Below are 12,706 nucleotides of genomic sequence, written 5' to 3' on the forward strand. Positions count from 1 at the left end.
AGCGCAAAGCGATCATCGAAGCGGATCGGAGCCTCGGTCTGCGCTGGAATGTCGTGGAGAGCCTGCCGATCCATGAGAGCGTCAAGATCGGCGAAGGCGATCTCGAAACGATCTTCGAGAACTACCGGCAATCGTTGAGAAACCTCGCCGCCTGCGGGCTGGAGGTGGTGTGCTACAACTTCATGCCGGTGCTGGACTGGACCCGGACCGATCTGGCATGGCGCCGCCCCACCGGCGCGACCTGCATGCGGTTCGATCTGATCGACTTTGCGGCCTTTGACATCCACATCCTGCAACGCAAGGGCGCGGCAGAGGATTTTTCCGAATCCGTCCGCGATCAGGCCGCCCGCCGCTTTGCCGCCATGGACGAGGCGCGGCGCGAGGGGCTGGTCCGCAATGTGGTGTTCGGCCTGCCGGGCGCAGCCGAAAGCTTCAGCCTGCAGGATGTGCGCGATCTGCTGGAAAGCTATGCGCCCGTGACCGATGCGGTGCTGCGCCGGAATTTTCACGATTTTCTGGAACAGGTCGCCCCCGTCGCACAGGAACTGGGCCTGCGCCTGTGCTGCCATCCCGACGATCCGCCCTTTGGTCTGCTGGGTCTGCCCCGGATCATGTCCACCGAGGCGGATTACGCCGAACGAGTCGCCGCCGTCGATCTGCCCGCGAACGGGATCACGCTGTGTTCCGGCTCGCTTGGGGCGCGTCCCGACAATGACCTGCCCGGCATGATGGACCGTCTGGGCGACCGCGTGCATTTCCTGCATCTGCGCAATGTCCGCCGTGAGGCCGAGGCCGTGCCTGTCTCGTTCTTCGAGGACGAACATCTGGGCGGTCAGACCGACATGGTGGCGCTGATCGCAGCCATCCTGCGACAAGAGGAGCGGCGGCGCGAGGCGGGGCGCAGCGATGCCGAAATCCCCATGCGTCCCGATCACGGGCAGGACATTCTGGACGATCTTGGCCGGGGCGGGCAGCCCGGCTATCCGGCCATCGGCCGCCTGAAAGGGCTGGCCGAGCTGCGCGGGGTCGAGACCGCGCTAAGCCATCCGGTCGCCGGGTAAGTCGCGTTGCGGGGGCCGGGCAGGCCCCCGAACAACCTGCGCTGGCAGGTTTGCCCGATTCTTGATCAGGACCGTTCTGCCATCCCCTGTCCCGGTACGGTGGCGTGCCGGGATATGGCATCCGTCTGGAAAACGGCGCGAAAAGGGGCACGGCTTTTGGATTTGGGTGCACATAATATCCATCAAGACTAACTTATGTTAATTAACTGGATTTTCGAAATCATTTCTGAACGGAATTGTCTAAATAAACTTTTTTTGGGGAATGGTTTTTGTTCCGGAATCGGATGAATCTATTTTCATATAAAAAAATTTAGCGACCGGTAAAAAAAATCGGATTCCTGTGTTAACGTCATGTCTGAAGGCGCTTGATGTCGGTTCCAGACGGGATGATGCCATGTTTAACAATTTTGCCGCAAAAACCTTTTCATTCATGTTCCTTTCCGTCGCTGTGATGGTTCTGGCCGATACAGGCACGGCCCGCGCGCAGGGCATGGAAAACTGCGTGCCGGTTCACGATGCGGTCAACAAGGCCGATGGCCGAACCTCCGCAAACGGCTATGGCCGTACCCTTTGCGCGGATGTGGTCGCGCTGGATCAGATGCTGGTCTATAACCGCTTTGGCAGCTTCAACCCATACGGCATGATCTACGCCCTGCGCCGCGATGTGGTCAGGGTCGATCAGGCGCCTTCGGCGATCACTGCGGATGCCTGCGACGAGGATCCGGGCATTGCCCTTCCCGTCGCCGACATGAAGCCGGGTCAGGTCCGGCTGCGCGACTGCAAGCGTGCGCGCCCCATGGTGCTGCGCGCGAATGCTGGCGACATCCTGCATCTGCGGCTGCAAAACCTGCTGCGTGAACAGGCCCCCGACATGTCCGCGACCTATTGCCCGGCAGGCAAGGACGAGGCCGTGGCCACGGGCAATTTCGGCTCGCTTTATCACCGCATTCGCAACTGGGTGTCGGAAGGCAGCGAAAGTCAGGTGGCGCACGGCGAGAGGCTGTGCCAGAGCAGGCCGGCCGGTTCCCCCGGAAATGCTGCGGAAGCAAGCGACTGGCCCGCAAGCCGTGGCCTGAATTTCGGCATTCAGGGGCTGACGGCCTTCGGGATGGACAGGGCGGGGAATACGACCTCGCCGGATCGCGCCTGCCTTGGTCTGCGCGCCATCGCGCCGGGCGACAGCGTTGATTGCTATTACCGCGCCGATCAGGAGGGACCGTTCTTCATGGCCTCGACCGCCGCGCCGTCAGGCGGAGAAGGCGATGGCGGGTCGATCACGCACGGATTGTTCGGCGCGGTGGTGGTCGAACCCGCCGGGTCGAAATGGTACCGCAGTCAGGTTTCGAAAAAAACGTTCGACACCGTCTGGAGCGCGGCGCGGCTCCGCCATTCGCGTACCGATCTGGGTGCGCTGGACAGCTATGACCTGACAGATAACGGCCAGCCCACCGGGCTGCCCTATCTGAACATGCTGCAATTGCACGTCACGAATGCGCATGAGATCGTTCATTCCGATCTGAACGCGATCATTTATGAACCCGCCTCGGAAAAGGAAAAGAAACAGGACGCGGCGTTTCGTGAATTTTCTGTATTTTTCCATGATGAACTGAAAAGCTTCTATACCCGTAACTACGAGGAACTGGGCGATTTTGCCGCCGGTCAGCTTTCCGGGGTTCGCGACGGGTTTGCCATCAATTACGGCGCAAGCGGCATGGGCGACATGCTGCTGGCCAATCGCAAGGGGATCGGCCCGGCGGCGAATTGCGCCGAATGCCTGTACGAGGAATTTTTTCTGACCTCATGGGCGAATGGCGATCCGGCGCTGCTGGAACAGTTCAGCGACGATCCCTCGAATGTGCATCATTCCTATCTGAACGACCCGGTGGTGTTCCGCAATTTCCATGCCGGACCCAAGGAAACCCATGTGTTCCACCTGCATGCGCATCAGTGGTTCGCCGGTAATGACGCCAATCGCGGGGCCTATCTGGACAGCCAGACCGTCGCGCCGCAGCAGGGCTTTTCCTATAACATCTATGGCGGCGGGCTTGAGGTCTATCACAAGGGCCAGCCCGGCGAGGGCGGCTGGTACGAACAGCTTGGCTCGGGCAACCGCAACCGCACGCCGGGGGATTCGATCTTTCATTGCCACCTCTACCCGCATTTCGCGCAAGGCATGTGGGAATTGTGGCGCGTCCATGACGTGCTGGAGGATGGCACCCGCAAGCTGCCCGATGGCCAATGGGAGGCGAATCTGTCTCTGGCCGAGATGGACGCGGATACCCGCAAGAAAAAGCGCCCCGGTTCCGTCGATCAGCAAACCGGCCGCTGGATCAGTTCCGAGAATGGCGTCGCCAGTCAGGTCGGCACGCCGGTTCCCGCGCTGGTCCCGCTGCCGGGTCAGCCCTGGCCGCTGCTGCCCACCTATCCCGATGAGGACGCGGTGCTGCTGGCCGATGGCACGGTCAAGGCCACCGGCAACGCCCTGATAGACACGTTTGCGGGCTATCCGTTTTATATCGACGGCGATCCGGGCCACCGCCCGCCGCAGGCGCCGATGGATATTGCGCGGCAATTGAACGGCGACGATGTGACGGATGAATATCTGGATGGCGGCCTGCCGCGCCATGTCGTGACCGACAATGCCACGCGCGCCTTCCCGTTCACGGTTCCCGCGCTGCCGCCGCTGGCCTCGCCGGTCACGTCGCTGGCCGATGCCCTGGCCCCCACCGCGCGCGAGGCGCAGCAGGCGCAGATTGTCGCCAAGGCGCTGGCGCTTGGCGATCTGACGATGAAGCTGAAAACAGCGGAAATCAAGCTGCTGGATTACAACGGCTCGCCCATCGAGCGGACGGGCATGGGGTTCCATCACAACGGCAAGGTCTATGACGACGCCAACAACAGCACGACCGATTTGCGGTTGTTCTCGGCCACTGGCGCGCCGACCAAGTATCAGCCCGGCAAGGGCGGCTATGGCAGTCCGGGCGGCAGTACCCTGCTGGCGGATCCGCTGGTTCTGGTTAATTCATCGGCCCCCAAGCCCGGCGCGCCCTTCGCCGATCCCTGCGGCGCGCCCAAGGGCATGGGCACGGTACAGCGTCAGCCAGGTGGCGATTATGTTTTTCGCGTTGGCGTGACGGCCTATCCGCTGTGGGCCTCGGATGCGGCGGGTCTGCCGGGTTCGGTCAATCCGTTGACGGCGGGCGACAGCGATGTGGCCAACTGGGTGCATTGGCGGCGCGACGACAAGAACCCGCATGGCCGCAAGCACCTGTATTACAAGAAGGGCGGATCGGTGGTCCCCATCGCGCTGCCGCCCCTGACCGTCGAACAGGAACCCTTTCTGTCGGGCCTGACCGGAACCGATCTGGAATTTGTCGCCGATCCCGGTGTCATCGGCTATCGCCGCTATGAGGGGTCGGCGGTGCAGGTTGATCTGGTGACGAACCGGGCGGGCTGGCACGATCCGCAGGGCCGCATCAATGTTCTCAGCGTCAATTCGGGCAATTACAAGGACGGGAACGGCCGCATCTCGCCCAAGGTTTCGGCCAGCGAAGAGCCGTTCTTCTTCCGCGCCCTTTCCGGCGAATGCATCGAGTTCCGGCACACGAACGAATTGCCCAAGGATCTGGAGCTGGACGATTTTCAGGTCCGCACGCCCACCGACACGATCGGCCAGCATATCCATCTGGTGAAATTCGACGTGACTTCGTCGGACGGGTCGGGCAACGGCTTCAACTATGAGGATGGCACGCTTGCCGCCGATGAAATCGCGGCCCGGATCTGCGCCGCGAAGAACGTGCCCTCCAGCGCCGCCGATATTGTCGGTGCCCGCCCTCCCGGAGCGCTGAGAATCCGCGAAAGCGCCATCGTGGATGGCGTGTCAAGCACACCGCTTTGCGAATTGCGCCCGCCCGACGACGATCCTTCGGGCAAGGAGTATTGGCAGGTCGCGAAGCAATACTATGGCCAGATCTGGCGGCTGAAGATGCAGGCCCACCGCGAGCTGTTCCAGACCACCACGCAACGCTGGTTTGCCGATCCGATCCTGTCGGCAACCCGCGCCGATGGCGATCCGGCCGGTATCGGCAGCGCCGACCGCACCTTGCGCACCGTATTCAGCCACGACCATTTCGGCCCCTCGTCGATCCAGCAGCACGGGTTCTACACCGCGCTGGTGATCGAGGCGCAAGAGGCCCAGTTCTGCGGGGCGGACAATCTGAACTGCACCCCGCCGCGTCTGGACCGGTCGCTGGTGAACGCGACGGATCAGGATGTCGGCGCGCGCAAGATCATCATCGACCGCCTGCCGCTGACAGATCCGACGCATCTGCATCCCGATGCCTATTCGATTGCGGAATTTCGTGAATATGCGCTGGCCATTGCCGATTTCGCAACGCTCTATGATCCCCGGCGCAGCATGACGCCCGAGCAGGTGGATAAAATTCTGACGACCGAAGCTTTGGCCGATGCCGATCTGGTCAGGATGAAGGGCATGATGACCCTGCTGTGCGAGGCGCAACACGCAACCGATCCCCTGCGCCTGAAGGATCTGTGCGGCTCGGCCATGGAAACCGACAGCAGCGGCAACTGGTACGGCGCGCCCGGCGATGTTGCGCCCGCTTGGGTCGCGGCGGGGATGGCGGGCGACGATCCCGCGCATTCCGCCGATCTGGCCGGCAACCTGCTGACAGATGCCGAAATCGCCGAATTGAAGGAACATCTGATCCATTGGCGTCAGATGGCCGCCGGTCACGCGGCAGGCAGCGGGGGCCAGATGGCCGGCCCCGTCGCGCCGCCCGCCCGACCCGAATCTATCTCGGTCGATCATCACGATCCCTATCTGGTCAATTACCGGGGCGAGCCCCTGCCTCTCAGGCTGGGCAAAGGGTCGTCGGGTGCCGGTCAATGTGCGCCGCGGTCGCTGACCGATTGGGAAGGCATGCTGCAAACCGGTGTCACCGAGGATTGCGAGATCAGCCAGCAGCGCGTCTCGCTGGCGGGGGATATGGCGAATGTGTTCCTGTCGCCCGTGCATGGCGATCCGGTCACGCCGATTCTGGACGCGTTCGACGGCGATCCGGTGATGATCCGGCTGATCCAGGGCGCGCAAGAGGTGCAGCACACCTTCAGTCTGGACGGCTATCACTGGACCCGGAACATGGACCAGAGCTATCCGATGAACACGCCGGCGCGCGACGATGTGACGCCGCGCGAAACGCTGGCCCGCGTCTGCCGCAGCTCGCCCTCGATCGCGGGCGGGCTGGCGGTTGCCCGCGCCGGACGGCCCGAACAATATCGCCGCTGGCTGGAACGGGGTCCGTCGCATTTCACCGATCCGGCGGATCTGGATTACTGGACCAAATTCGAGGAATTGCTGGGCGATTGCTTTGACATCGAGGGCCGCAAGACCGCGCAGGAAATCGGCATCTCGGAACATTTCGAATTTGCCGCATCCTATCTGCATGACAGCAATCTGATGACGGTGCAGAACGGCAAGGTTCCGAATGCCGATCCAAGGATCAGGACTTATCTGACCAACGCCAACCGCCAGTTGATGATCGCGCGCGCGCGTCTGCTGAAAAAGGTGCCTGCGGATACGCTGTATCATTTTGGTTCGCAGGATGCGATCTGGAACGGCGCATGGGGTCTGCTGCGCGTCCACAAGGACAGCGTCTTTACGCCCGAACTGCGCTTTCCCAAGGAAAACGAGGATGCGCTGGACAGGCTGTTCAGGCAGCTTGAAGAGGTCAACGCGCGCTTGCTGGAACTGGCCGAGAAAAGCCTGATCGAGGGTCCGACACCTGACGATCTTGCCCTTGCGCGGCGTCTGTCGGATCAGGCGATCGCGACCGGGCGCGAAATGGATGCGCTGATCGGCAATACCGGCGGGCCGCTGCGCACGCCCGTGGCCGAGGGCACGAATCCCGGCCTGTCCGGCCTGATCCGCCCCGATCCCGAAAAAGGGGATATGGAGCCTCCGCCGAATTTCCGCATTCCCGATCAACTGCCCGTGCCACCGCGTCCCGATCTGAATGATCTGATCACGCCGATCAACTTTCCGGGCGACCGCCAGCCGGGCGATCTGATCCGGGGCGGCGGGCTGATCAGGACCAACCCGCTGGACAGCCTGGTGCCGGGTGCGGGTACCCCGGCGGTGCGCGACCTTTCCGCGCCGCGCCTGACCCTGCGCGACGGGATCGTGAATGCGCAGCTTGATCCGCGCTTGCTTTCGCCCGATGATCTCGACGTCACCCCGCGCCGTCCGCTGCCGGGCCGGATCACCGCCGATCGACTGGTCGAAACCCCGGTTCTGCGCTTTATCCTGCCCGAACCGCCAATCGGGGCAGAGCCGCCGGACAGCGCCGAAGCCGACGGGATTGCCGCGTCACCGGCATTGCTGAATGATCAGGACCGGCTGATCCCTCTGGCCGATGCCCGCCGCGAGGCGGATGCTGTGGCCGACCGCGCGGCGCGCGACAAGGGGGATGACCAGAACATCGCGCGCAAGGTGTTCAGGATGCTTCAGTACAAGCTGGTGCCTCCGAAATACGAACTGGTCGCCGAATGCGACCCGCTGGCGCCCTATGTCCATACCGCCATCGTCGCCATCGAATCCGACAAGGTCTTTGGCCCCGACGCGCGGACCGGCCAGACCGGCACCTCTTATTCCGACAAGCTGTATGACGAAAACGGCCTGTTCTTCGCCATCGTCGATCCCCGGCGGCTGATCAATCCGGCCGACATCAAATCGGTGACGCCCGAGATGATCGACGACCCTTCATCATGGGCCAATATCTCTCTGAAAACGATCATCGATGCCATCCAGTCCGCCTATGGCCGGCCCGAACCTCTGGTGCTGACGGTCAATGCGGGCGATTGCGTCAAGGTCACATGGCTGAACGCGATGCAGCGCAATCTGAATGCCCGTCAGGGACATCGCGGGCTGGCCGATGCGCCGGGCGATGCGCCGATGCCGGGCATCACCTCGCTGAATGTCGATCTGGCCTGGTCCGGTCCCGAGGCCGACGGCAACAACCCGGTTCAGCGCAAGGCCATGAATACGCAGCGCGATCTGGTGCCCTCGGCGCGGCTGGCGGTCAATATTCCGCTGCCCGTCATGAACAAGTCCTACAGCTATGGACGCCCCATTGGCGGCAACCCGATCTGGGCTGCGGACGGCGTGGCGAAATGCAGTGCCGCCGGCCATATCGAATGCGACGGCGTTCTTCCGCAGCCATTTCAGGACGACAATACCTATCTCAGCGTCAACGATCACCCCTGGCGCTTTTTCCGAACCCGCGCAGCCGAGATCGAACAGTTCGAGTTTTATGCAGGCTTCGCGGTCGCACGGACCGAAAAGACATTGCCCTGGCTGGTCTCGGGGTTGAATCCGCAATTGGTCTTTCAGCTTGCCGATCTGCGGCAGGATCTGCCCGAGGGCATGGAAAAACTGATCATCGACCCCGAAAACAGGGCCAGCATCGGCGATTACCTGAACAAGATCGCCGAGGTCGCGACCGGGTACACGCAGGAATATGCCAGACTGTCCACAAGCCTGCGGTCGAAAGGCGCGTCCTTCCAGTTGACGCCGCCGCTGGCCACCGGCAATTTCGGCGATCTGGAATATGTTCCGCGGCAACTGCCGCCCGATCTGGTCAATGGCGACATCGGCAGGCTTGCCCGGTCGCGCATCAGCTATGGCGGATCCGAGTTCGCGCATGGCATCAGGATGACCGAGGCGCTGGACGGAGGCGTGTATCGCGATCAGCTTGTCGATCTTGAAACCGCCATCTCCAGCGGGCTGACCAGCGGTGCCCTGGGTGTCGAACAGGTCCGGACCCTGCAAGAGGTTCTGCCGCAGATCGACAACAGGTTGTTGCAGCAACTGGACGATCTGTCGGCATTGCCGGGCATGGATGACCTGCTGGCGCTGTTGCGCAGGGTCAAGGTCAACTTCATCCCCTATGCCTTTGGCGCGCTGCCGGTAAAGTCGCATGCCGACATGATCGGCCATCCGACCCACGGGCTGATCGGGGCCATCGTTGTCGTGCCTCAGGATGCCGATATCGGCGATGTGCGGGCACCCAAGATGCGCTTTGACCTGGGCACCGACAAGAATGACATCTCGATCCGTCGCCGCTATTGCATGTTGTTCCCGGTCGTGTCCGGCGATGTCGCGCCCCTTGACACGCCGCTGGCGCTGCCCCGTGCCTGCACCGAGCGCGTGGTCGTTCCGGAAAAATCGGATACACCGTTCTGGAATGCTGCCATGGTTGTCTTTGATGCGGAAAAGCAGCCGCATAACCTGCGCCAGTTCACGCTGTTCTGGCAGGACGGGCTGAACCTGCGCGACATCGATACGAAGGACGTGCATGACGCCGGTTCGGGCAATGAAAAGCTGGTCGCCGACTGCCTGATCTGCGACGATACCTATGATTTCGGCGATAAGGGCATCAGCTACCGGGCCGAGCCGTTCAACGTGCGACTGCGCCGGGATCTGAACCCTTCGGGCGGAAGTGAAAGCCATTATAACCAGAACCAGTTCGACTTTGGCCCGAATTTCTTTACCCTGACGCCGCAGGATCTGGCCGGACTGCCGCCAATGCCCGTTCTGCGCGCGCAAGTGAACGAAGAGGTGGTGGTCCATGTCGTCCATCCCGGCGGGCGTGCGCGGCAAAGGGCCCTTGTCACGCTGGGGCAGGATTATGACGACCTGTTCCCCGGCTTTGGCTTTCCGCATTCGGCGTTGGTGGCACCGGGCAAGGCGGTTCCCGCATCCTTCAGCCGCAGGGTCAGGGAAGGATGCTATCTGTGGTTCGACGGGCCGGTGCAGCTTCGGGCGGGCGGAGCCTGGGGGCTGCTGGATGTCGTCAAGCCAGATCAGTTCGGCGACAGGAGCGTCACGTCATGCGCGCGGCCCTAGCCTTGTTCGCCCTTCTGATGCCGGGCTTCGGCCTGGCTCAGGGGGCGCAATCCAGCCTGCAAGCCGAATTGCTGTTGCAGGATCCCGCCTCGGGCCGGACCGTCCGCCCCGATGATGGTCAGCCGGTGCGCCTGCAGGTGCGGCTGCGCGATCCTGTCACCGGGCAGGCTCCGCGCGGCATGGACCTGCGCGGCTGGGTCCGGCCGGTGTCGGATGACAACAGCTCTTGCAGCAGCGCCGCGCAGGCGTTCCGGGCGACGCAGCGGATCCCGTTCGGTTCGGTCGATCTGAACGGGGTGCTGCTGGTGACGCTGAACCGCGATGCCAGCGTGGGCGTCGTCGATCCCAAGCTTGACCTGCGTTCGTCCAACATGATTGCCGCATCCACCCTTGACAGCCCGCCCGCCGCGATGGCTGCGGATCAGGGCCGGATGCGCGCCTTTTTTTCCTTTCCGCGGCGGGGGCGTATCGCCGCCATGTCGCTGCTGGACGGCAAGGTCCAGAGCTTTGCGCGGGCCGGTACCCCCGCCGATCTGGCGGTGTTCGAGAATGGCCCCCTTTGGGCGGCGGTCAAGGGCGGGGTGGCGCGGTTCAGCCCCGAGGGCCGGCTGTCCGAGATGATCCCGCTGCCGGGCGGCGCCGTCCATCTGCGCCGTCAGCCCGACCCCGAAAGCGAGGTGCTGGGGGCCTTTACCGATGGCGGTGCGGTACTGATGGCCGATGGCCAGACCGGCGCGGTGCTGATGCGGCAGGATCTGGGGGTGGCGCTGTCGGATGCGGTGTTTGTCGGGCGCGATTCGGTGCTGGCGCTGCCGCGCGACGGAGACGAGGCGTTGCTGCGCTATGCCGACGATCCGCAAACGCCGCACAGCATCCGCCTTGTCCCCGGCTTTACGCGGCTGGCGGTCGGTCCCGATCAGCGCATCGCGGTGGCCTATGCCCCCGGTTCGGGGCTGGCGGGGTTGATCGACCTGGCGCTTGGCAAGCTGGTGCAGCCGGTCGAGCTGACCGATGCGACGATTTCCGAAGTCGCCTTCACCGATAACGCCGCCTTCCTTCTCAGTCATGATGGCGGTTTTCTTGGCGCGGTCGATCTGGCGACCGTGGCGCTTGGCCGGTCCGCCGTGATCCGCAAGATCAATCTGGGCGCGCGCAATGAAAACCCGCCCGCCGATTCCAGTCTGCTGGTGCCGCTGTTCCCCTCGCCGCAGATCCTGGCGGTCGAACCGGCCAACCAGACCGGCTGGATCGTCGGGGAACTGGCCTCGACGGTCGAGATGCCGCCCATGCATACCACCCGGCTGCGCGGCGGCATCACCCGCGCCGTCGCGGTCGTGGATCGCAGCTTTTCCGAAACCGCGCCGGGCGTATTCGAGACCGTCTGGGCCTTTCCGGCGGGCGAACAGGAACTGGTGCTGACCACTGGCATCGGCGGGCTGACAAGCTGCATCCGCTTTTCCGTGCGCGGCGAGATCGAGCGCAGCGGGCGCATCCCTGTCGCACTTCAGGCCATCCCGGAAGCGGGCAGGCTGATCGCCGGAAAGCCGGGGCGCGTTGCGATCCGCTTTCAGGATGACAAGGGCAATGCCGTCCGCTTTGCGCGGCTGGATTTTCTGGTGCCCAGCATGCGTTCGAACTGGCAGACCGTGGTGACGGCCGAGGCCGGAGAGGATGGCGTGCTGCGGGCCGATCTGACCCTGCCGCATCCCGGCCCCTTCGTGCTGCAACCCCTGGGCCTGCCGCCCGCAATCGTGCCTCGTTCCGCCGTGGTGATCGAGGCCTCGGAAACAGGAGAATGATGACATGTCAGGCCCCGGAAGGATCGCCCTTATTGCTGCAATTGTCTGCCTTCCGCTTGCCGGGGTGGCGGTGGTCCGGGCGTCGGGTGGCGCAAGCCCGGTCATTGGCGATTTCAACGAAGAACGGATCCGCCTGCCGGACATCACCCTGACCGATCACACCGGCCATTCCCGCGACCTGCGGGGCGAATTGACCGACGGGCATATCGTTGTGGTGAATTTCAACTATTCCACCTGCGAATCTATCTGCCCGATGGGAAACGACATCATGGCGCTGCTGGATTCGGAACCCGATCTGGCCGCCGATCCCGGCATTCGCCTGCTGTCGATCACCATCGACCCGACGACCGACACCCCCGCCATCCTGAACCGCGTGGCATCCGAGTTCGGGGCCAGCGACCGCTGGTTCTGGCTGACCGGCGCGCCGGGCGATATCGACCGGCTGCTGGACAGCCTTGATGCCAATGTCGCCGACATCACCTTCCACGACCCGATCTTTCTGGTGGGCGATGTCGCCACGGGGCGGTTCTATCGCTCGGTGACGCTGCCCGGTCCCGAGGAATTGCGCGACCTGACCCGGCAATTCGCGGGATGAAGCCACCCCTCAGGTCCGCGCCGGTCGCCCTGCTGGCGCTGCTGATGGCGGCGGCGATGGCGACGACGACGGGGCTGCGCGCGGAACCGGACCCGGTCGCTGCCGGGCATGCGATCTTTGCCAATGGGCAGGGGCCGGGACCGGCCTGCGCCAATTGTCATGGCCGCGATGGTCTGGGCGGAGGCGAGGGCGAGACGCCGCCGGTGGATTGGCCCGCGCTGTCGGCGGCAACGCCCGCCCGGCCCGCCTATGACGCCGCCGCTTTTGCCCGCGCGTTGCGCGAGGGCCGGGGTGCGGATGGCCGCATCCTCAGCCGCCTGATGCCGCG

General features: G+C 63.8%; 5 protein-coding genes. All 5 read left to right on the forward strand.

The features are described from left to right. Positions 1–1,061: mannonate dehydratase (gene uxuA / locus ACK5L9_RS07165; RefSeq protein WP_416910782.1), on the forward strand; the 1,061-nt coding region annotated here is incomplete at its 5' end. A 430-nt stretch (positions 1,062–1,491) separates the two neighbouring features. Next, a complete protein-coding gene (locus ACK5L9_RS07170) occupies positions 1,492–9,984 on the forward strand; it encodes a hypothetical protein (RefSeq protein WP_416910783.1) in 8,493 nt (2,830 codons plus the stop codon). Further along, positions 9,969–11,783 (forward strand): hypothetical protein, encoded by a 1,815-nt coding sequence (locus tag ACK5L9_RS07175; RefSeq protein ID WP_416910784.1) that lies wholly within the window; start codon positions 9,969–9,971, stop codon positions 11,781–11,783. Before ACK5L9_RS07170 ends, ACK5L9_RS07175 begins: the two co-directional genes overlap by 16 nt. Positions 11,784–11,787: 4 nt before the next feature. Continuing rightward, on the forward strand, positions 11,788–12,378 hold the full coding sequence (locus tag ACK5L9_RS07180; protein WP_416910785.1) for an SCO family protein: 591 nt from the start codon (positions 11,788–11,790) through the stop codon (positions 12,376–12,378). Beyond that, positions 12,375–12,706, forward strand: a 332-nt coding sequence (locus tag ACK5L9_RS07185; protein WP_416910786.1) for a hypothetical protein, incomplete at its 3' end; no start/stop codon positions are given. The genes ACK5L9_RS07180 and ACK5L9_RS07185, both read left to right, overlap by 4 nt.

Origin of the sequence: Paracoccus sp. (in: a-proteobacteria), assembly GCF_047973135.1 — a bacterium.
GTDB lineage: Bacteria > Pseudomonadota > Alphaproteobacteria > Rhodobacterales > Rhodobacteraceae > Paracoccus.